Genomic DNA, 23,283 nt, shown 5'->3' on the forward strand with positions numbered 1-23,283 from the left:
GGGGAGCAACAAGGGTGACGACGCAAGGCTCGTTGGAGAACCCGATAATCAATTCGCCCTACGACGAACCTGGAAAGCACTGGGTGGTGGGCGAAAACGGGCCTACCGGCGAGATCGCGGAGTTCCGCCGACCGAGCGAGTTTTTCGTCCCCGTGCCGAAGGTGCGCAAGCGCTCCGCGAAGGCCACACCGACTCAGCCGCAGTTCGAGCAGCTTGAACTAGAACTGAACGCGACCGACGAGAAGGTCGAGCGCAACGACTTCGTCGACCAGCTCCGCGCGGAAGTCCGACACTGGCGGCAGTTCGGCTACCAGCGAGTCACTCCGATCTCGCGCAAACTCCTGGAGCACTGGGCGGACGAGAAGCGTGAGAACCGCATCCTCTTCGCCCAGCGCGAGGCTGCCGAGACCGCAATCTTCCTTGCCGAGGTCGTGGGGCGCCGCGACTACGTGCCCAGCCGCGGCGGCCAGGCGACGGCGTGGCTGGACACGATCCGCTCGGCGAATGCGGAGCACAACGCGAACCTGCCCCGCATCGCACTGAAGATGGCGACCGGCTCGGGCAAGACGATCGTCATGGCGATGCTCATCGCGTGGCAAACGCTTAATAAGACCGCAAGCCCGCACGACGCCCGATTCGCGAAGAAGTTCCTCGTCGTCACACCCGGCATCACGATCCGTGATCGCCTCAAGGTGCTGCAGCCCGGCGACGAGGAGAACTACTACGACCTGCGTGGTCTCGTTCCCGCCGACCTGCGTGGGCAGCTCGGACAGGCCGAGATCCAAATCGTCAATTACCACCAATTCATGCCCCGCGACGCCAAGGAGATTAAGGGCGTCAACGCAAACACCCGCAAGCTCCTCCTCGCAGGCAAGGCTTCTGCCGAGGATCCTTTCCGTGAGACGCCGCAGGCAGTAGTCTCCCGCGTGCTGCGCGGGTTCAGTAAAAGCAAGGGCGACATCGTCGTGCTCAACGATGAGGCCCATCACTGCTACCAGCCGCGTGACCTGGGGGCGAAGCTCGACGCCGATAGTAAGGACGCGAACGAAGACGCCCGGGTCTGGTTCAAGGGGCTCGTCGACATCCGCAAGCATGCGGGAATCAAGCAGATCTATGACCTCTCTGCGACCCCGTTCTACCTCACCGGATCGGGCTGGGCCGAAGGACTGATCTTCCCGTGGACGGTCAGCGACTTCTCCCTCATGGACGCGATCGAGTCCGGAATCGTAAAGATTCCTCGGCTCCCCGTCGATGACGACGCAGCGCACAAGCAGGTGACCTACCTGCACCTCTACGACCAGATCAAGGACGATCCGCACTGGCCACGCACCGCCAAGTCTGCGCCGGCCAACCCGGCCGAGTGGGTGATGCCGGCGGCGCTCGAGGGTGCGCTACTCAGCCTCTACAAGAGCTACAAGGCGGCTTTCGCTGAGTGGGAAGCCACGCTCCGCGACCATGGCGAACCGCCGCCGGTGATGATCGTAGTTTCGCCCAACACTCTGGTCTCCCGCCTGATCTTCGACTGGATCGCCGGCTACGAAGTCGAGCAAGACGGCGCGGCCGTGCACGCGAATGGCAAGCTGCCTCTGTTCAGCAATGTCGTCAACGGCGAGCCGTTGGCCCGACCGCGCACAATCGTCGTCGATTCGAAGCAGCTCGAGTCGGATGCACCGCTCAAGGGAGACTTCAAGGATGCCGCGGCCGACGAGATCGAGGCCTTCAAGAAGCAGTACCGGGTCGACAATCCGGGCGCGGACACCGACAAGCTCACTGACAAGGATCTTCTTCGCGAGGTGATGAACACCGTCGGCAAGAAGGGAAAGCTCGGCGAGCAGGTCCGGTGCGTCGTGAGCGTCGCCATGCTCACCGAGGGCTGGGACGCCAACACGGTCACCCACATCCTGGGTATCCGTGCGTTCGGGTCGCAACTCTTGTGCGAGCAGGTCGTCGGTCGCGGGTTGCGCCGTCGGTCATACGCTCCCGACGAAGAGAGCGACCTCTTCGCGCCCGAATATTCCAACGTCTATGGCATCCCGTTCGCCTTCATCCCATCCGACAAGGCGGTACCCCCGCCCAAACCTCCGCAGCTCGCGACGCGCGTGCGTGCGATCGAAGAGCGCGATCACCTGCGCATCGACTTCCCGGTTCTCAGCGGCTACCGCGTCGAGATTCCTGACGCGAAGCTCATCTTCGATCGCGACAACGCGGACACGTTGCGAATCGACGGAAACACCGTCCCCAGCTGGGTCGAGACCGCTGGCATCGTCGGGCAGAAGGAGCGCATCGAGGGGATCGCGGAGGTGCGCGAGCAGGCGCTGTCGTTCCAGATCGCCGAGCGCATTCTGCGGACATACTTCATGTCGCAGGGCGACCGCCGGCCGTGGCTATTCCCGCAGCTCGTCACCATCACGAGGGAATGGCTGCGCGACTGCGTGCGCGTAGACCCGGGCTACTCGCTCGGCTACCTCACCCTCGCTGAGCCACAGCAACTCGCCGCTGCCACGATCTATAACGCGATCACGCGCCTCGAGTCGGAGGACGCGCGACGGCCCCGTCTGCGCCCGATCCTGCGCGCATTCGATCCAACGGGCACGACCGCATCGGTGCACTTCGACACGCGCAAGAAGGTGATCGAAACCGAGTTCAGCCACGTTAGCCACGTGACGCTCGACGGCAAGGACGGCAACGAATGGGAGAAGCGCGTGGCCCGCGTGTGCGAGGAGCTTGCTGCCAAGGGCATCATTCTGAGCTACGTGAAGAACGACCAGCTCGGCTTCTCGATCCCCTACGTCCATCTTGCTCGCACGCACGAGTACTGGCCGGATTTTCTGCTCCGCCTCCCAACGGACGACGACGGCCTAGAGCGCACCCTGATCGTTGAGGTATCCGGGTCGCACAAGAGTCCCGGGCCAACGAAGGAGAAAGCCCGCACCGCGCGCGACAGCTGGTGCGTCGCAGTCAATAACCACGGAGGGTTTGGCAGGTGGGGCTACATCGAGATGCACCAGCATGAAGTCGCCAACGCCGACACGGTGCTTCCTCGTGCCATCCACGATCTCATCGCGGGCACGCCGATCATCGGCGACCCCGATCTTCTTGACGACAACGTGCTCGCGGAGCGGCAGCCCGCGCACCAGGAGGAAAAGCATGGCGCGTAGCAGCACCCCGAAGGGTCCGACACCGGTCGAGTCGATCCGCCACGAAGACAAGCGGACGAACATACCGACGGCCGATGCCGCGGGCACCTTCTTCGACGAGCCGAACTCCGGCCTGCCTCCACTGCTGTATCCCCGCGACCCGAGCCTCGACCCGCAGCTCGTGTGGCGCGGCAAAGATGCCCAGGATCGCGAGGATCTCGTCGTCGATGCGCCGCCGATCTACATCCAAGAGAAGATCGATCCCCGTGTGCTCGTCGAAAACCTGCGCAAGACCGCGGCCGCGGGTCAGGTCGAGCCCGAGCTGACTCTCTTCGATCACTTCGATGATCTGCCCGAGATAGACGCAGTCGAGTTCTACCAGCACGACATGAACTGGAAGAACCGCATGATCCTCGGTGACTCGCTGCAGGTAATGGGCTCCCTCGCCGAGCGTGAGCAGCTGCGCGGCAAGGTGCAGATGATCTACATCGACCCTCCTTACGGGATCAAGTTTGGGTCGAACTGGCAGGTCTCGGCACGTAAGCGCGACGTCAAGGACGGCAAGCTCGAGGATGCCGCGCGCGAGGCCGAGCAGATCAAGGCGTTCCGCGACACGTGGGAGCTGGGAATCCACTCATACCTGTCGTACCTACGTGATCGGCTCGTGGTCGCGCGCGATCTCCTGACCGAGTCAGGTTCAGTTTTTCTGCAGATCGGTGACGAAAATGTCCATCTGGTGCGCAGTCTTATGGACGAGGTCTTCGGCGCCGAGAACTACGTTTCGCAGATCATCTTTCGAAAGAAGCTGATGCCGCTCGGAGCCAAGACTCTAGAGCGCATGCATGACCACATCCTGTGGTTCGCGAAATCCCTAGATGACCTCAAATATCGCCAGGCATATGTACCGACAACCCCGGATCGCAATGGTCGGTGGACGGGTGTCGAACTGGCCGATGGCACAAGGCGCCGGCTAACTACCGAAGAGCGGCAGGACCCTGCGTCGGTGAGCACCGACGTACGGCTCTTCGGAACCATCTCCCAGTGGGCTCCCTCATACTCCGACACAACAGTGTTCGAGTTCGAGTTCGAAGACAAGCTCTACCGACCCGCAGCTGGGCAGTCGTGGGTCACTACCGAACCGAAGATGCGCGCGCTGGCGAGCATTGGTCGGCTGTTTGTCGAGGGGGATTCCCCTCGATTCGTATCATTCCACGACGATTTTCCCTTCCGGAAGTTGACGAACCCCTGGCACGACACGGCTCCGGCCGGAGAGGCCACCTACGTTGTCCAAACGAACCCGGAAGTCATAAAGCGCTGCATGCTGATGGCCACTGATCCTGGAGATCTCGTTCTTGATCCGACTTGCGGGTCTGGCACGACGAGCTTCGTGGCGGAACAATGGGGTCGCCGCTGGATTACCGTCGACACGTCTCGCGTTGCGCTCGCGCTGGCGCGGCAACGCCTCATGGGCGGCAGGTACCCCTATTACCTCCTCTCCGACAGTGCAGTGGGCCGCGCGAAGGAGGCCGCGCTATCGGGCACGGCGATTGATCCTTCGACGGCTGGCGGCGACATCCGCCACGGGTTCGTGTATGAGCGTGTGCAACACGTCACGCTCAAATCGATCGTGAACAACCCTGACATTCGCGAGGGCATGACGCGCGCCGAGATCGACGTCGCGATCAAGCGGCACGCGGAATTCGAAGTGCTCTACGACAAGCCCTATGAGGACAAGTCAAAGGTGCGCGTGTCGGGCCCATTCACTGTCGAGAGTCTCTCGCCGCACCGCTCACTCTCGTTCGACGAGATCGACAAGACCGAGCCGGCGAGCGAGCGCGCGGCCGACGAAGACGCGGACACCGCAAACTTCGAGCAGTCGATACTCGACAACCTGCAGCGCGCCGGCATCCAGAACGGGCGCAAGACCGAGCGCATCCAGTTCGCTTCGCTCGGTGGCTACGCCGGAAGTTACGTCCAGGCGATCGGTGAGCGTCGCCATGACGACGAAGACACCGCGCCGAGCCACGTCGCTATCGCAATCGGTCCGCAGTACGGCACCGTGAGCCCGGGCTTCATCAAGGCGGCAGCGAAGGAGGCGATCGCCGATAAGGACGTCGATCTGCTCTGCGTGCTCGGATTCGCGTTCGATCCGCAGGCGACTGGTGTCACCGAGGCCGACGGCGTCACGATCGTCGCCGACGAGGGCTTTGCACAGGTGGAGGGCGAACGCACGCTCGGACGCATCCGCGTGCTGCTCGTGCGTATGAACGCCGACCTTCTGATGGGCGAAGAGCTCAAGAAGACAGGGGCGGGCAATCTCTTCACCGTCTTCGGCGAGCCCGACATCGACGTGGTCCCGCTCGACGACGATCAGTTCCGAGTCGACCTGCGTGGCGTGGACGTCTACGACCCGACGACGAGTGAAGTACGCAGCGCCGGCACCGATCGCATCGCGCTGTGGATGATCGACACCGACTACAACGAGGAGTCGTTCTTCGTGCGCCACTGCTACTTCACGGGCGGCAATGACCCCTACAAGAAGCTGAAGACTGCCCTGAAGTCCGACATCGACGCCGACGCGTGGGCAGCTCTCTACCGCGATAGCTCGCTTCCGTTCCCGCGCCCATCGACTGGCCGCATCGCTGTTAAGGTCATCAACGATTACGGCGATGAGGTCATGAAGATCATCGACATTCCGTGATGGAGTCGACGCCTCCTAACTGGACTGACATCGCCTCAGTCGTGATCGGTGCACTGACCTTCCTCACGATCGGAGTCGCGGCGATTCAATTGATCTTCCACAGCCGACAGATGCACCGCGAGTTCGAGTCGCTGTACGTGTCGCGTTACTGGGAGCTGATGGATCGGCGTTCCGAGAGCTTTGCGGTCGATCGCGTTCCGACCGCTGCCGATCGTCCCGTGATGCGTGCTTACCTTCAGCTTTGTGAAGACGAGGTAGATCTCCGGGGACTCGGTCGAGTAACAGATAGCACGTGGAAGTTCTGGGCGCTAGCAATCGTCGATCAATGCGCAGCCGACGGTTACCGGGATGAGCTTCGCGCGGCTAGCGACGATGAGTATCCGAATGTCAGACGTCTCATCGAGACTCGAGGTGAGGGAGATCCTCTTGACGCCTCGTGGGGATGGCGCATGAGGCACGGGCTCTGAACGGATCGGGAGACTGCGTGGGAGCGCTCAGCCCGCTGGCACCCGGAGCGAGCCGCCGCGGGCGGAATCGTTGCGAGGTGTACACCGGGCGGCTCATGTGCTTCGGGCGGCATGTCGAGAACTGGAAGCGAAGGCAAAATCGATGACGACATACACTCCTTCGCAGCGAGACGCGATCGCGGAGATCGATCGTCCGCTGCAGCTAGTCGCCTGTGCTGGTTCCGGAAAGACGCAGGTCATCTCACAGCGCATCTCGCACATCCTCGCTCAGCCGGGGGTTGAGCCACGCAACATCATCGCCTTTACGTTCACAGATAAGGCTGCCGCTGAACTCAAGGAGCGCATCCATGCGATTGTCGAGGCAGAGCACGGCGAGCTACAGGGCATGGCGGAAATGTTCATCGGCACGATGCACGCCTACTGCCTAAACCTTCTACAGACGTATGTGCCTGAGTCCTTTAAGTTCGGCGTCCTGACCGAGATTACGCAGAGGCTGCTCGTCGATCGGAACAGCCGTGAGTCCGGGCTAACGACGTGCCCCACGATGTCGGCCGGGACGCCCGTGCTCAAGCGCTACACCAACTCAAAGCTCTACCTTCAGGTGCTCTCGATCCTGCAGGAGGACGAGATCGACTTTGACCTCGTGCCAGACGGTGTCAACGCGAGTCTGCATTCCTACCTGCACATGATCGCCAAGCGCAACTACTTCGACTACACGACGATGATCGCCACCGCGGTCGCGATGCTCCAGATCGACGAGAGCGACGAGCTCGACGCATCCGAGCGTGCCCTACTCGATCACATCCGCGACGACATCCGCTTCGTCGTTGTCGACGAGTATCAGGACGTCAACCCCCTGCAGGAAAAGCTCGTGGCCGGCCTCGTGCGGTTCGGCGCGAACATCTGTGTGGTCGGCGACGACGACCAGACCATTTACCAGTGGCGCGGCAGTGAGGTGCAGCACATCCTCGAGTTTGCGGATCGCTACGATGACGTGCGCACGATCCAGTTGGTCGACAACTTTCGTTCATCCAAGGGCATCGTCGCACTCGGTCGGAGCGTCGCAGATCGTATTCCGGACGAGGAGCGGCTAGTCAAGCAGATGGAGTATGCGTCGCATCAACAGTGGGAACGCGGCGACATGCTTGCGCTTACTCTTAAAGATCTCGAGGCCGAAGCCGCGTGGATCGCGGACCGCATCGCTGCGTTGCAGGGGATGCCGTTCACGGATGAACCCGATTCGGATCCTCGCGGGCTCTCATGGTCGGATTGCGCGGTGCTGTTCCGAACGGTGAAAGACGCCGGGCCGCTCGTCGAGGAGCTGCGACGCCGCGGCGTCCCTTACCTGATCAAGGGACTCGCCCGGCTCTTCGACGCACCGGAAGTGGTCGCGCTCGTCGCGCTCTTCCGATACATGGTCGGTGAAATCGACGGCGGCGAGCTGCGGGGTCTGTGGGAAGAAGCAAATCTCGTGCCCTTCGCCGACCGTTTTCCTGCCGTGCTGCAGTCGCTCGACAGTGCTCGCCGCTTTGACAGCGGTGAGCGCTGGGGTACGTACAACATTCAGCGCCTCTACCTCGAAGTGCTAGAGCAGCTCGGGCTGCGCGAAGACACCATTCCCGGCGGCGCAGCCCGAGCCGAGCTGGTGATGTATCAACTCGGCAAGTTCTCTCAGGTGATCTCGGACTTCGAGACGATCTACTTCGCTTCCTCTCCTCAGAACAAGTACGACTCCTTCGTCGGATTCCTTCGCTACAACGCCCCCAGCTACTACGAGGAGGCCGACGAGGATGCCGGCTACGCCACGCCGGATGCGGTGACGATCTCGACTGTTCATCGCGCGAAGGGAATGCAATGGCCGGCAGTGTTCGTGCCGTGCGTCCGCCGCAATCGGTTCCCAGCCGCGGGGATCGGCGGTCTCGGCATCTTCCACGTCATCCCGCTCGAGGCCGTGCCGCACGGTCAGCGGTACAAGGGCGGCGAACTTGAAGAGACGCGCCTTTTCTACGTCGCTGTGACGCGTGCAAAGAAGTACCTCTACGTCACCTTTGCGCCAGGCAACGGAAAGCGGGATGCGAATCCGTCGGATTTCTTCGTTCATACGACCAAGGCGACGTGGGTCTCAACTCGAGATGAAGGCCTGCCAGACGTGCCTCGACTCGAACCCAGGCCGAAGCTCGAGACACCTGCCGTGACTATCTCGTTCTCTGAGCTCAAGTACCTGTTCGAGTGCCCATACCAGTTCAAGCTCCGCTTCATGTACGGATTCAACCCACCCATTCACGAGGCGCTCGGGTATGGGAAAGGGCTCCACGACGCGCTCGCTGAGATGCACAAGCGTGCGATCTCGGGAGACGTGCCGGCGCGCGCGGAAGCACAAGAACTCGTCGAGCGACACCTGCACACGCCGTACGCGTACCCAGCGCTCCGTGCGCAACTGGAGAAGGCCGCGGTTGAGTCGCTCGAGCGATACTTCGACCTCCACGGCGACGATCTGACACGCACGATCCACTCGGAAAAGCAGATCGAAGTGGTCGTTACCCCGGGAGTCACGGTCAACGGACGTATTGACCTGGTGAAGCGGCTGGAGACGGACGAAGTCTCGATCGTCGACTTCAAGTCGACCAACAGAGCGCAAGAGGAGGATGTCACGCGCGATCAGCTGCACGTCTATGCGCTCGGATATCGCGACCTCACAGGAGAGTCAGCCGATCTTGTCGAGGTGCTCAACCTGGATGCGGAGGCGAAGAATTCTCGCGAGACCGTGGACGCCGCGCTTCTGGGCGGCATACGGGCTCGGATCGCCGGCGTCGCCGATGACATTCGGAACAGTCGCTTCGCGTGCACACACGATCACACCGCCGAGAAGGGATTCGATGATCTCGCCTGGCTGCTCGAGGGCGGCAAAGCCTGACGCGACCGGGACGCGGCCCTCTGGGCACGCCACCCACGGAAGTCGCAATGCGCCAGCGCGATGTCTGCCGATCGAGCGCGGCATCGTAGACGAACCGACTGCAATGCACGCAGGCACCCAGGGTGGGCGACGCCCTTTAGGAGCACTCCCCTACACATACCTTCAACGCAGAAAAATACCTGGATAACGCACAAAACCTTGCCTACGCTGGCGGCATGCGAGGAGGCCTCGAGCGATGGAAGCGAGGTGCCGAGTCCCGAGGGGTTCGACAAGCGCTCACCTACGCGCTCGAGGGCACTTGCGATGCTCACCTGCAGCACTCCCCCAGTGTTGACGCACTTGGAGCGTACAGTGACGCTTCCGATTCGACCGTCGCGCGGTTCATCGTCGAGAACGGCGTCATCACCTCCGATGAGCTCGATGCCGGCGGCCTTCGCGTCTGGCTTACAGGACACGACCCAGTCACCGGCGAAGGGCGAGGCCATCAGCGACTGAGCCCTGACGCGGACCTTCTGCTTGACGGAACGCTCAATCATCCGAAGTCGTACAGCATCGCCGCGCTACTGCATCCCCAGCTCGCCGCCGAGTTCGAAGCCCTCCAGAATCGGCTACGTGAGCGCATCCTGCTCACCTGGCAGACGGAGCTCAACGCGCGGCGCGGGCACGGTGGGCTCATCCGCGAGGAGATCACCCGCATCGAGGTCGTCGAGCTACAGCATCGACGCTCGCGCGCGCTCGACCCGCACATCCACCGTCACCTCTGGCTCAACATCAAGGTGCTCGGCGCGGACGGCAAGTGGTCGAACCTCGACTCACGCGTCGCGATGAAACTGCACACTGTCGTCAACGCCGAGGGCGAACTCGCCGCTCGCACCGATCCCGCCTGGATCGCTGCGCTCGCGCGGCACGGATACACGCTTGACCACGCCGGCGAGATCGCCGAGCTCGCGGGCGCGGTCCGGCCCGTCTCGCGTCGGTCGGCGCAGATCGAAACCAACCGCGCGCGCATGATCGCGGAGTGGTCGGCGGCGCACGGAGGATCCGCGCCGAGCGTGGAGGTGTTGCAACAGATCGATCGGCGCGCGTGGGCGGTGGCGCGTCCGAACAAGCCGACCGATCTTGACGAGGAGTGTTGGGAGGCCCAGGTCCGTGACGAGATCACAGCGATCGATCCGAGCGCGACCCGCCCGCGCGCACCCATTTCAGTTGCCGCCACAGAGCTGCACGCCATCGACTTGGATCTGCTCGCGGCACAGGCGGTGGTCGACGCGGACGAACGGTCCACGTCATCCGGCGGGAGGTTCAGCGTTTTCGACATGCGCGCCGGCGCAATACGCGCTCTCTCGCGCACGGGCGTCGTTGCGGAACGCGACCGTCTCGACGGTGTGATCACCGAGATCACGGAGCGTGCAATGCGTTCCGTCTATCGGCTCGTTGCGGATGATCCACCCACGCAGGTGAAGGCGTTTATGGCGACGGAAACCGTCCTCGCCAAGGTGCGCCTCGCTGGCCGCTTGGACGCGCTCGCCCGACCCGGGCGCTCCCTACTGCCGGACGAATTGCACCGGCTCGCACCAGACGCGGATCTGTCGGCGCTGGATACGTCGCAGGGCGTTGCAGCGTGCGCCATCGCCGGCACGGACGGGCTCGTGACAGTTGCCGGCCCCGCAGGCGCGGGCAAGACCACGATGTTGCACGCCGCGTTCGCGGCGCTGACGTCGCAACGGCGACGAATGCTGGTCATTGCTCCCACGCGAAAGGCTGCATCGGTGGCATCTCGCGAGGTCGGGGCCGCGGCATCCAGTATTCACTCCTTGCTTTCGGATCACGGCTACCGATGGGGCACCGACGACGCTGGCGCGAAGGTGTGGACCAGGCTTCGAGTGGGAGAGGTCGATCCAAGCACGGGCGTCGCATACGGCGGACCGGCCCAGTACGTGTTGCGTCCTCGCGATCGGATTGTCGTCGACGAAGCCGGCATGGTCGATCTGCAGACGGCGAACATCCTCGTCGAGCTCGCGATCGAGCAGAGCGTCGGGCTGGCGTTCGTGGGTGACACGCACCAGGCGTTGCCGGTCGGACACGCGGGTGCGATGGGTTCTGCGATCCGGCACGCGAACGCTGCGGTCGAGCTCGACACAGTGCACCGGTTCCGCGATCCCGAATACGCGGCGCTCACACTGCGGCTCCGGGACGCAGGTGACCGCGGGCGTGCGCTCGCCGTCGCGGGCGAGCTTGCCGAACACGGTCACGTCGAGCGGGTCGACCATCACGACGCGGCGCGTGAGCGGATGATCGACGCGTACTTCGAGTGGCACGCGCGCGGCAAGCGGGTGACGCTGGTATCAGGCACGAATGCCGAGGCGGATGCGATCAGCGACGCCATCCAGCAGCGGCGAGTCGATCAGGGCGAGCTCGACGTCCGCGTCGCCGCGTGGGGAATTGGGCAGCAGCGCATCCTCGTCGGCGACACCGTCCAGACACGCCGCAACGACCGACTCACGGGCGTCGAGAATCGCGCGCACTGGATCGTGCGCGGCATCCGCGACGAGTTCCTCTCTCTTGCCTCCGTGAGCGACAGCGGCGAGGTTGCGCAAGTGTCCACCGAGTATGCGCGCGAGCACCTGCAGCTCGCCTACGCGTCAACCGTGCACGGCGTGCAGGGCGACACCGCCGACGCGTCGATCGTCGGGCCCGACGTGGATGCCGCGGGACTCTACGTAGGTCTCACGCGCGGCCGGCTGCACAACGCCGCGATCGTAGTCGCACGGAGCGATGCCGCAGCCCGCGAGTGCCTCGCCGAGTCGATGCAGCGCGGCACTCCGGACTTGACGATGCAGGATGCTGTGCGCGCGGCCCGGGCGGAGGTGTGGCGCGCGGCGCGGCGCCGGTACTCGGCGATGGCGACTGGTCCGGTCGTGGCGCCGAGTGCGGGGCGCGGGATCGGGATGTGACAAATGCTCGATTCACCGGACGATCATTGGGCAAGCCCTCGGTTGGCTATTCGGGCGGGGTCGAATGCGCCATCACCGCACTTGCGTCATTTTCTCCCCCTCCGGTAGAAGACCGGATTGCGGGCGGCCAAGACCAGCTCCCTTGTGCCGACCGGAAAACCGTCGAGCTATCCCCGAAGGAAGCCCATGTGCCCAGTCGCCATCGCGAGTCGTTCGACAGGGTCGAACAGGTCCGACCCTTCAAGTGCGTTCGACAGTGCATACTCGTCGCGGTTCAGCAAAGCGAGTATCAGGATCAGTTCGCCTTGAGTCGTTATCCACCCTGAGCTCACATCATGCGATTCGGATTTCGGGCCGTACTCGTTGATGACCGTCGAGACCTCCCCCAGATTCTCCCTCATATAGACCTCAACCAAAGCGCGAAGCTCGGTCGCGGAACCAAGGCCGGCCGACTCCACCTGCTCGATGACATGCATCGTTAAGTGAGCATCGCTGGGCGCGCGAGTCAGATGATTCACCGTTGCCTCAAGATATTGAGCTAGTTCAAGCCGTCGAAAGCCGTCGAGCTCGCGTGCCATGGACACGCCCTCTTCGAGCTGGAGGTCGAAGAGCTCCATCAAGACGAGGAGGCGATTAAAGTGTCGTTTCACGGCGTCCGGTACCTCGCCCTTCTTGTAGATGTAACGGTGCTCCGTTTCAGCCCAGGCGTGTTGCGCCGCGGTTCTGATTTGCACCTCGCATTGCAGTGGCGTCCCGTCCGGACGCTGAACGGCGTCCGAGGTGATGTGAGCGTGTAGCCCTCGATAACGAATGACCGATGGGTCGGACTGTTCCTCCTGGTTCTCTATGGCGATGACCTGAAAAAGATTGGAGCTTCGCAGACTAGCGACCACCTCCGACCTTTCGGATGACGTCCCGACAATCACGCGCGCGCCAACGATGTCGGAGCATTCAGACCATGGGTCGGAGTACTTCTTCCGCAGCTGCTTCTTGAAAAGCTCAAGCGGTTCTTTCGCTCGCGCTGACACCGCAGCCTTTAGAACGCCACGCTCGCCAATGCACTCGGCGAGGTCAACCTGGAGCTGACTCGCCTGCGCCTTATACTGCGCGTGCAGTCCTGCATATTGCTCATACAACTCTCGCGCTGTGATGGTCACACCTACCGCGCTCCGTTCTTGACGCTCTCCACTCGCGCTCCCATGATCTGCACGGTGGGTCCAGCCGTGCCGTCCGACACCTGCACTGCGCCATCGCCCCCCACCTCCTCAGGTGGCGCGGTAATTGTGATGTCGTTCTCGAGTTCGATCCGCACTTTCCGCATTCGACTATCGATCCGCGAGTTGTCCTTCGAGAACGCAACCAAGGGCGCCTTCGCGGCCTGCGCAAGGGAGGCGATCTCTTTTCCGTGCCCGTTCGGAACGTGCTTCTGAATGAATGCGACTGGATCGAACTGCCTGTCGTTTGAACGAAGTTCGGACAGCAGTGCATGCTGGACGTCGACCTTTTGGTCGCCTGTCATGCTGCTCCGGTTGATCGCTTGCGTGATGCCGTCCAGCAGCATCTCCGTCATGACCGACGGTTCCTCCCTCAGCCGCATTCCGAGAAACTTGCCGAGGAAGTATGCGGCGATGTTCCGATCGCTCTGCTCGTCGACCGCTTCCCCCGACACGAACCCCGTTGCCGACCAGGCCTTGATGAAAATCGCAACCTTGTAAATTCTTGTCTTGTCACCGAACACCAGGTCCCGGAGCAGCTCTACGGCGAACACGTTATTGCCGTGCTCGTCCTTTGTGGGCTCCAGGCGCATCGCCTCTTGGTGCTCAACTTTGGCGATAACGAAGCCCTCTTCGTTCCCGAGGCTAGCCTCGGCGACCACCAGCAGCCCTTCGGCCGCTGTACCAGGCTGAGTAGACGCCAACGCGTCCGCCAGCAACTTGCTTGCATCCTCGAGAGATGTGGACGAGCCCCAGAGCGCTAGGAGTGTGTCTCGGGCGGGGTGCTTCTCCGCGTTCGCCTGGACGATCGGGAGGGCTCTGTTGTAGAGAGACTTCTGAAACCGACTAACAAGGTACCCAAGGTCCTGCGCAGACAGTTCCACGGGCGCGTCGGTCAACATTGTCGAGAATGTGTGCTGCCCGGAACCATCGCGAAGCACTCGATGCATCATCACGCTCCCGAGCTTGAGCGACGAATAGTTAATCATCATGACCCTCCCGCCTCGAAGACTAGGGGACGCCCCTCCCCATTCCGCTGAATGGATGCGTGTACCCCCGCGCGTCGGGCGGGCGACGCCCGCACCCTTACCTTGACGCGGCACCGGCGTTGACCTCCGCACCCCTCAACCGCCGAATCGGCGAACCCGCAATTACCGAGGTTCCGGACTACTTCGATGCCGGCTCGCGGCATCCTCCGTCAGCACAGCCGGCGCAGCTCGCCGCGGCGGGTTCGCGCCGTGATCCAATGGGCGAGTCATCTATCATGCCGGCGTAGAGGTAGGCGGCCTGGCAGCGAGAGCGATGCTGAGGTTGCTTGCCACGTTGGTAGCGAAATCGCTAGTCACGTTGCTGGTGAGATTGCCCGTGACGCTAAGAGTGTCAACGAGACTTGACATCGTGTCAGGATTGCTAGTCCGACTGATAGCGACTCTGTGCACAACGTTGAGCGACACGCCGACTAACTTCGGTTACTCTTTTGAGTAGTGGTTTCCCCAGGACCGTCCGCAGCGCCAACTACGAACGGTCCCAGCGCGGGGCAACCATCGCCAGTCATTCAGGACCGGCACTGCCTCAGTCAGATAGGACTGGGACTCTTTTTCAAGAGAAGGCCTCGGGGTCATAACTCCCGAGGTCTTTCTCTATGCACAGGATACCGAGGCGAACCGACTTCCGCGCCGTTACACGTCACGCTGTCGGACACGACAAGCACGAATCGGTCTTGCTCCTTGACGCGGACGCCAAGCACGAAGGGCTGGCTTCACCACTCTCAGGTAGTACGCATCCCCGGAAATCCGCGGGCGCTGAATCATGTCGGCAGACGGTGTGTCGATGGGCACGGACCCTGAGAGTTTGCCTAGAAGGCGAGGCGGCGTCGAGCAGGGGCCGAAGTAGTAGCAGTATCGCGGGCGTCAGCTACCTGGCCCCTATACTCGCGGCCGTGGCAGACCTCGCCCCAATCCGCCTTTGGATCAGGTCCGGATCTCGTTCCTGGTGGCTCAACCGGTGCCTCACGGCTGAGCCCTCGCAGCACTCCAGCATGAGATCGCTCGCGATCCTCTGGTCCCATGACCGGCACGGGACACAGCCGCTGGTCGCGATCGCGCCAGTGCGCGCCGACGGCACAGCTTCGTTTGCTGCACGCAATCGGATAGTGCGTTGGCTTCCTTTGGCACGATCCATCCAGCCGGGAACGATCAGGGCTGGACGGGCGAGACTTCTCGATTCACTTCGGGGCAGGCGGGCCATCCCCCTCGAAGGGCGACGCGTGAGAGTGACGGCGCCTGCCCGCGAAAAGAAGTGCGCGGACGTGGTGAGCTAGCCCCATGCGTCCGCGATACCCCTCAGCCGCGTGAAGTGCTTCGAGGAGCTTCCGTTCGCGAGCTTCCGCCACGGCCACGCGCTTTCGCCGACTCGCGTCCGTGAAGAGCACCGTAGCGAGCCGACCACGCCACCAAGGTCCAACCCACAGCAGACCCGGAATAAGAAAGCCCGTCAGGTATAGAGCACTTTCAACCTCATGCCCTCGGTAACCGAGCGCCGCACGCACGACAATAGTCGCCCACAAGATCCAGAACACGAGAGGTAACAACGTGAGGCTCCACCGGACCCATGGGTCGAAAAAGAATCTCGCCTCGGTCGCGAGGACGGCGAATGACATCATGGCTAAACCCCACAGCGACAGAAGGAGCGCAACCGGCCCAAAAGGAGAGACCTCGCCATTGGCTGCGCCGATCCCCGACGCCACGACGAGTGGCACTACGGTGATCGCGCTCGAAAGTGCAATGGCCCTCCAGAAGGCCAGGTGAGGACGCGCACGCGAATGCCGCGCAATTCGCACATCCCAAGCGCGTGTCCGCTCAGCTTGATCTCGAGCGATGATGTAGCGAGACAAGAGAGAGCCGAGTGAGTAGCGCCCGCAAGACGCGCCGACGACAACCACGAGTGGGACCAGAGCAACGAGTCCAATGATCGAGGGGCTCCAGGGCACCGCGGGGTGGATTGAGAGACTAAGCAGAATCACTACAAATGCCACGTACGCCCCAGTGACCACTGTGGCGGACGTGGCGACGATCGAGCGAGTCGACTCGAGGTCGAGAAGGTCGTCGCCGGGTGCCACCTCAGGGAGCCCCTCGCTGGTCCAGCGCAGCAGTTCAGGCCGATCGTGCGGGATCGCCAACCACACAAGCAGAGCTACCAGCACCGTCGTCGTGAGGGGCGCGATCCAGCCCGCGAGCTCCGAAAGGCTTTCTGACCAACTGACCACGGCGTACTCCGAGGCGTACTCCAACTTCGAGATGAACGACGAGCCAGGGGCTGAAGTCAGTGCGTTAGCAACCACGCCGAACAGACTGAGCGATACCGCGATCACCAGTAGCAAGGCGACCGCCGCGATCTGCGCGATCGTCGATCGCCACGTATGCCGATCAGAGCCCGTCGTCGCGACTGATTCACTCATGCGGCAAACCTAGAGGACTCTGTGCGCATCACAGGTTCGCTCGGCCCCCTGGCCCGCTGCGCCGGCGCCCGCTGAGCGCTCCTGACTGCGCGCGGTGACCACCACGGTGTCGTACTCGCGCCAGTTGATCGCAGTCGCCTACAGTTGGGCGGACTCGACGTGGGCCCCAACTCCCCCAATAGAATCGCGTGGCGACGGCGCGCTGACGCGGCGACACCTGACTGGAGTGCGATGCATAACGGGAGCGCTGGCGGCTCGGCGAACGAACAGGGCAGCCGGCACAGAAGCGGTGCCGCGGCTTTTCTGGCTGTGCACGGCATGGTCGGCCGCGAAGTTGAGAGTCGCCCCGGCGCCGTACCATCGCGTGTCTACCTGGAGGCACCCGAAGATGTCGACGACATCGTCGTGCAGATGAGCGACGGTACGACGTGGTACTTGCAGTGCAAACGGTCGGCAGGAGTTGACGCTCCTTTTCGGAAGACACTGGCACAGTGGTGCGGACAGTCCTATCTCCCAGGCGACCGGCTCGGCCTTGTCTCTCGTGAATTTCGGGGCGCACTGCGGAGCATCCAGCGGACAATTGACCAGTTAGGCGACGATCACGCCCCCGCGCTGAATAAACGTCAGCTCGCCGATCTGAGCACAATTAAGTCCGAGCTGGAGCTTGCAGGGTGCTCAGAACCAGACAGGCTGATTCAAGACGCGCTCTTCTTGAACTTGGCAACTGAGACCGCGGCGGACCCTCATCGACAGGTGGCGTGCGCCTTGCTCAGCATGATCGTTCCACAGGGTAAGGCCGAGTCAGCCTTTCGCGCACTGGAGAGCCTGATGCAGGAATCAGCAGCCGCCAGGCGTTGGACGGACATGGCCGACTGGCTCGCGGCCCTCGAAGCCGCGGGCATCGAAGTCAGGGCTGACATCTCAGGGGTGCCAGCGGCGGCGGCCCAAGCGAAGCGTCAGGCAATTGATGCCTATCGTGGCCGACTTTCGCGCCCCCACGATCTCCTCGCCCTCTCGACACTTGCCCCTCGCCTCGCCGAGGTACGTGTCGAGGGACTGCTCCAAGGGTGGGAAGTTCGGTGGAGCGACCGGATGTCGGCTGACGTGCTGAGAGTCGCGCGTCGCAACACCAGATTCATCCTGACGGGGCTGCCAGGTATCGGAAAGAGTGAGGCGATGCGTCAGTTGGCAGCAGACTTCGCGTTGAACACCGAAGCTCCGGTCCCGGTCCTCTTTGACCTCAAAGAGTCTTTGGCAACGATCCAGTCGGGTGGCTCGCTCACGCTTGAGACCATTCTTCTCCGGGTATCGGAACAGGTCGTCAGTGTGGATCCGTCTGTGACTGTGGTCGCTCTGCGGGAAGCCCTCCTCTCGGGGAACGCGATCCTCATGGTCGACGGTCTCGACGAGGCGCGGAAGCAACTCGGCTCGGTCGCCGCCAACCTGGCACAAATTGTTGCCGCGCTGCCCGCACAAACTGGTTTCATCCTCTCAACACGCCCAAGCGCCGCAGAGGCCGCGCTTCAACTCGGTCTACCCACGGTCACTCTTGAGTCGCCCACGAGCCTAGAAAGGTCGCTGCCGGAGATCGTCAAAGCGCTAGTCCCAGAGGACGTTGCGGAGCCCGATGCTTGGGTTGATGAGCGAATCCGGCGCGTGATGAGCGCTTCGGAAGGTGCGGACGCCATCTGGAAGGTCCCACTGCTCGCCACACTTGCAACTCTCCGTATAGCCGCTGGCAAGGCCGACACCGGGAATCCGGTCGAGCTTCTCAGCAACGTGATCGACGACAGCGTCACAGCCTGGGAAGCCCTCAAGGCCAGCCACTCTGACGGACTCGACCCCGCGATGCGATCGTCGATGTTGACAGACGGCTTCATCACGATCGGGCGGCTCATCAACACAAGCCCCGCTACTTTGGAGGAGGCTGAGTCTGCGGTCGCTCAGCAACTCGAGCCCTGGGACCTAGCGCTCCCGCTTAGAAAGGAACTCGCACGCCAGATAATCCACTTCTGGGACGAACGAGTCGGTGTGTTCCTGGTGACTGGCGACCATCTGGTGGCACGAAGCCGTCAGTTCGCCGAGCTCGCGGACGCGCGTCGTGCTACCCAACTATCCCAGGCGGCCAAGCGGGAATGGCTTGCGACCGCTCTCGCGGACCCCGACCTCCGGAACACAGTACAGCTCGCGGTACAGACGGACGAAACGCTCCGAACTTTCCTTCTCGACATGGCGGACCGTGGCGCGGACGAACCCACCCGTAATCGAGCAGTCGAGTGGGCGGCTAGCTTCGCCTCGAACTGGACGGATACGTCTCTCGAATCACAGCGACGACTTATCGATATTGTCGCGAACGCAGCGGAGGATGCTCTCCCTGCGCCGCAACCTGGCACGTCCTGGATCGAGCGAATCCGAGCAGGCGATCTCGATGGCGAGGGCTGGCACTTCGCCGTCCAGCTCGCCCGGCTCCGGTCGTCCCAATCGCTCCGCGAGCATCAGCACGCTCGCGTTCGACGACTCGGCCTCCCTCCGCAGAGGAGGGCACTGATCGACCTTCTTTTCAGCCTGAGAACGGCGGAAGACGAGCGGCGGCCGCTGAATGACATCGAGCTCACGCTCGTCGCCGACCTCTTGGACTCATCCAAGCCTGCAAAGGGCTCGAAGGGATTCCGAAACGGGACGTTCGTAATCGAGTCAGTCGAACGCTACGTCGAGGGTACGGGTGACGTCATCGAGATGGCGGTGGAGCACGTCGACCAGCTGCCGGAAGGAGCCGCGGAAAAGTTTCTCGCGATCGCCAAGCGCTTGACCCACGGAACGTTCGAGAAAGTAGCAACTGAGCTCTCGGCACGGGGCTACAAAGTAGATTTCTCAGGAATGTTGTCCGCCCTCAGCCCGTTGCGCGAGTTCGCGGAGCTGTACGCGGACAAGCACGGTCTCGGGTGGCTCTTATCCCTGCTCGCGAGCTGGCCGGAAGAGAACAGTCCGGGCACGCCTCCTGAACCGTGGCGCTGGGGGGAGATTTCTGATCTCATTTCGATCATTGGCTGGGCCCAGGGCTCCATCGGCGATCTGAAAGAAGTCGCGAAGACCTCGGACGATCTTCGCGCGATTTGGATTGAGACGGTTGTCGGTGCATACGGCTTGGACCGTGAGAGATTGGCGACCGAAGCTCGCGCGATACTGCTTCAAGATGACGACGCGATGAACGACACTCTTCGGCAGGTCTGTACCACCCGTTTGGTCGCTCGCGAAGTCTCGCGTCAACTCACTTGCGAAGAAGCTGTCGCTCTGGCGGGATGCTTCTCTTCCGGGGCCGAATCGATCGTCTCTCTGACTGCGCAGTTGACAGTGAACACCGGCTGCTCCGGTGCAAGCGAGATGATCGAGGCGCTCGACGTCCCGATGACTTGGCAGAACCGATTCCTTGCCACCGTGGTTTCGCTCGCGACATCTGCAGGCGACCCCGTGCTGGTGGAGAAGTACCGCAATGCCGACAGCTCGTGCCGCGCGGCCCTCGCCCGATATGCATCATCCGTCACTGACCGAGAAGTCTTTCCCCTCGCGGAGCTTCGTGAGGATTCCGATGCCTCGGTGCGTCGCCACTGTGACGGCGACATTGAGTCCGCCGAGATTTGGACTTGCAGCCACTGCTGGACAGAGAACCCAATCGGTGTCGATTCGTGTGCCAAGTGCCACCTGCACCCAGGTTGGCTCGTCCGTTCGGGCGCTCATACCGACGGGCGCTGAGGATCGCCGCGCGCGACTTTCGACGTCGATGCGCGACCGGCATCCCTGGGGACTTGCTGATCCAGACGTCCTGCCACGTTGATGAGCCCGCGCGGCAGCGCGCGGACGTCGCAAATCATCTGCGGTTCCGCGGGCCCGCGCGACCGGACGCATCTAGCCTCGGCCACCGAGGTAAGCCCCGCGGGCCACGGGCTGGGTAACCACCAATAGGCCCGTCTTGCGACCGTCGTCCCGCTAGGCGTCCACGCCGAAGGCGCGAAGCAGCGGCACGCGTGGGATCATCCGACGCGGGCCTAGTTGGACCGTGGGGATGGTTCCGTTCTCGATGCCGAGCTTGATCGTGCGGTAGTCGACGCCGACGAGCTTCGCGGCATCCTTCATCGTCAGGGCGAGCGAATTCGGCGATGAGTTCATGACTTTCTCCTTCGTGGATGGTAGATGTCATCACTTGCTCACGCACTTTACTCCCGTGAGTGCTCGATGTCATCGCTTGCTCGCGCTTCCGGAACCTGCGAAACTCGCAGCATGCCTGAACTCTCGATCGAATCGATCGACGATGAGATCCTCGACGCCGGCGACGGCATTCATATCCCCCGCTCGTGGGTCGCGGTCGTGACGGGAGTTCCTGACATTCCGGGTACGGTCCGCGCGCACCTCGTGTACGACCCGACCCTGCGGCGGGCGGCGGCTGCGTCGATTCGAGTCGATCGGAGCGGCGAGGGCGATGAGGTGACCACCACGCTGCTGCGCGACCTCCGGGTGCAGGCCATCGTCAAATGGGCTGCGGCTCGCGTTGTCCGCATCGACGGTGATCTCTCGGAGCCTGAGACCTACGGAAAGTACCTGACGCGAGTGCGGGCGGACGAGTCGCGCTCCGAGGAACAGAACCTGCGCGAGGCGGTGAGGCTGTACCGGCTCGCCTCGGTCATCAACGACGGTCCACTCAAGCTCGTCTCGGAACAGCTCGGCGTCAGCGTCAGCACCGCGACGCGCATGATGAATCGGGCGCGTATCGCCGGCCTCGTCGACGAGGCCACCGGACGCGAGGTTCTTCGCCAGACACGCCAGCAGCAGCTCCGCGAGCAGCTCACCGGGCCCGTGGTCCGACCAGGTTCATCGGGGCCTTCGATCGGACGATGAGCGGCCCGCCGGCGCTGCCGGCCGACGACCATCAGGGGCAACGGGATTTGGCGAGGTGCGGCTGCGCGTAGGGCGCCCAACTCGCGTCCAATTTGCCCACATTTTGCCCACACTTGGTGAGATTTCATGTGTTTTCGGGCGAAGCCAAACGCACCTCGGAACCTCGAAAACCCGCGGAATTCCGCGGATTTTGGAGGTATCTGAAGCTTTCGGAAATCGCTCTCCGACATTTCCGGTACCAAAGGTCGCGGGTTCGATTCCTGTCGGGGGCACGAGCGCTGAAGGCCGGCCGCAGGGCCGGTTTCTGATCGTCCCTGCCGAGCCGAGGGGGGCGAGGAGCGCGTACTTCAGCTCGCGGCGTCGGACGAAGAAGTCCCACGGTCGTACTTCGCAAGGATGGCATCGATCGCCGCTAGATCCTCAGCTGAAATCTTCGGCTGGTGGGTTTCGAGGTTGGTGAGCACTCCGCTAACGGGGGCGAGTACCGGATATCCGTCTTCGGGGTCATGAGGCCCGAGACGATTGACCCACTGACAGCCAAGGCTGTCCTCTCGGAATCTCGAGGCATTGATGCGTCCGAAGATCATGTTCATCTGGACAGCCAAGACAGTCAGCACAACGTCTTCGTCGGGAGCAACGAAGACCCAAGCATGGTCCGGTGGGAACTCGTCATTGCTTTCTGGGCGGAAGCTGGCCCCATCCGGGATCCCGCCGGCCCGATTCGCTGGCCCATGGAGCATGACTCGCACAAGGGCATTTGGGGCCTCAACAACAGTGCCCCACTCGTAGGGTTGATGGCTGGCCTTATGATCCAGGACTGCGCGGAATTGCCGCGCCTCCGTGAGGATTTCGAAGTGATCCTTGAACGCTGCAGCAGGTTTGAGCCAAGCGAGAAACTTCGAGTTGCTCGCGTGAGGCGGATCACCCAACTCGTCCCGTAGCTCTGCACGGAACCGCACCGCGACACCCGCGAGCGCGGAGAGCGCGGAGTAGTACATGAGGAAGAAGCTTGACGTCGCTTCGAACAACCCCTGTTGGGCTTCCGTGAGTGAGGCCCGGCTGAACTTCGCGAGGCTGCCCGCCGGGGTGAACCGTCTTCGAGCGTCTTCGACCTCGTTGCGGCGCTTCATCAAGAGGCCAAGCGATGCTCCGAGTTCGCGAACCGCCTTCGCTTCGTGCTCGGATATCGTCCAGTGCTCTAGCGCCTCGTGCATCCAGTAATTGATGTAACCGGGGCCCACTCGAAACAACGGTGTACCGGAAGTGCCCGCTTCATCGGTCTGTTCTCTCAATCAACCCCCCCAGTCGACCGAAATTCTAGCGTCGAGTTGACTCACTCAGGCATGTCCGGAGACATGATATGACTCACCCCGTACTGAGCCAAGTTGTGACTATCGCAGAGGTCGGAGCCGTTTCGCGGGTGCCCGTTTTCTTCCGGGACGTTCTGCTGTGGTGTCGCGAGAGATGCGATGAGTTCCTCGTCGCATCACTCGGAAAACGAATGAATCTCTTCGGGAGCAGGGACGCCCTGCCATAGGATCGGCGACGG

12 protein-coding genes are annotated in these 23,283 nt (G+C 62.7%); 7 read left to right on the forward strand and 5 right to left on the reverse strand.

Annotated features, from left to right (window positions below):
- The first annotated feature begins 14 nt into the window (after positions 1-14).
- From HF323_RS05295 to HF323_RS05315, 5 genes are all read left to right on the forward strand, one after another.
- Complete coding sequence (locus tag HF323_RS05295) at positions 15-3,158, forward strand: DEAD/DEAH box helicase family protein (RefSeq protein ID WP_317451002.1); 3,144 nt, start codon at positions 15-17, stop codon at positions 3,156-3,158.
- The gene (locus HF323_RS05300; protein ID WP_169581549.1) at positions 3,148-5,838 is read left to right on the forward strand and encodes a site-specific DNA-methyltransferase; all 2,691 of its coding nucleotides are present in this window, start codon (positions 3,148-3,150) and stop codon (positions 5,836-5,838) included. The genes HF323_RS05295 and HF323_RS05300 overlap by 11 nt, the downstream gene beginning before the upstream one ends.
- Complete coding sequence (locus HF323_RS05305) at positions 5,835-6,305, forward strand: hypothetical protein (RefSeq protein WP_169581550.1); 471 nt, start codon at positions 5,835-5,837, stop codon at positions 6,303-6,305. The genes HF323_RS05300 and HF323_RS05305 overlap by 4 nt, the downstream gene beginning before the upstream one ends.
- Before the next feature lie 142 nt (positions 6,306-6,447).
- A complete protein-coding gene (locus tag HF323_RS05310) occupies positions 6,448-9,219 on the forward strand; it encodes an ATP-dependent DNA helicase (RefSeq protein ID WP_169581551.1) in 2,772 nt (923 codons plus the stop codon).
- Positions 9,220-9,434: 215 nt separating this feature from the next.
- On the forward strand, positions 9,435-12,173 hold the full coding sequence (locus tag HF323_RS05315; protein ID WP_169581552.1) for an AAA family ATPase: 2,739 nt from the start codon (positions 9,435-9,437) through the stop codon (positions 12,171-12,173).
- Between the two features lie 167 nt (positions 12,174-12,340).
- Here HF323_RS05315 and HF323_RS05320 read toward each other — a convergent pair whose 3' ends face one another.
- From HF323_RS05320 to HF323_RS05330, 3 genes are all read right to left on the reverse strand, one after another.
- Entirely contained in the window at positions 12,341-13,330 is a 990-nt protein-coding gene (locus HF323_RS05320) for a hypothetical protein (RefSeq protein WP_169581553.1), read from the reverse strand.
- A gap of 2 nt (positions 13,331-13,332) precedes the next feature.
- On the reverse strand, positions 13,333-14,379 hold the full coding sequence (locus HF323_RS05325) for a nucleoid-associated protein (RefSeq protein ID WP_169581554.1): 1,047 nt from the start codon (positions 14,377-14,379) through the stop codon (positions 13,333-13,335).
- 1,232 nt (positions 14,380-15,611) lie between these two features.
- On the reverse strand, positions 15,612-16,844 hold the full coding sequence (locus HF323_RS05330) for a hypothetical protein (RefSeq protein WP_169581555.1): 1,233 nt from the start codon (positions 16,842-16,844) through the stop codon (positions 15,612-15,614).
- Positions 16,845-17,003: 159 nt separating this feature from the next.
- Here HF323_RS05330 and HF323_RS05335 point away from each other — a divergent pair, with 159 nt between their 5' ends.
- Entirely contained in the window at positions 17,004-20,594 is a 3,591-nt protein-coding gene (locus HF323_RS05335; RefSeq protein WP_169581556.1) for an NACHT domain-containing protein, read from the forward strand.
- Between the two features lie 234 nt (positions 20,595-20,828).
- On the opposite strand, the gene HF323_RS05340 is transcribed toward HF323_RS05335, so the two are convergent.
- Positions 20,829-21,008, reverse strand: a complete 180-nt coding sequence (locus HF323_RS05340) for a DNA-binding protein (RefSeq protein ID WP_223169206.1) — start codon at positions 21,006-21,008, stop codon at positions 20,829-20,831.
- Between the two features lie 111 nt (positions 21,009-21,119).
- Here HF323_RS05340 and HF323_RS05345 point away from each other — a divergent pair, with 111 nt between their 5' ends.
- Complete coding sequence (locus tag HF323_RS05345) at positions 21,120-21,734, forward strand: hypothetical protein (RefSeq protein WP_169581557.1); 615 nt, start codon at positions 21,120-21,122, stop codon at positions 21,732-21,734.
- A gap of 347 nt (positions 21,735-22,081) precedes the next feature.
- Here HF323_RS05345 and HF323_RS05350 read toward each other — a convergent pair whose 3' ends face one another.
- Entirely contained in the window at positions 22,082-23,026 is a 945-nt protein-coding gene (locus HF323_RS05350; RefSeq protein WP_169581558.1) for a hypothetical protein, read from the reverse strand.
- Positions 23,027-23,283: the final 257 nt, after the last annotated feature.

This window comes from Microbacterium sp. MF43 (assembly GCF_012847295.1).
GTDB lineage: Bacteria > Actinomycetota > Actinomycetes > Actinomycetales > Microbacteriaceae > Microbacterium.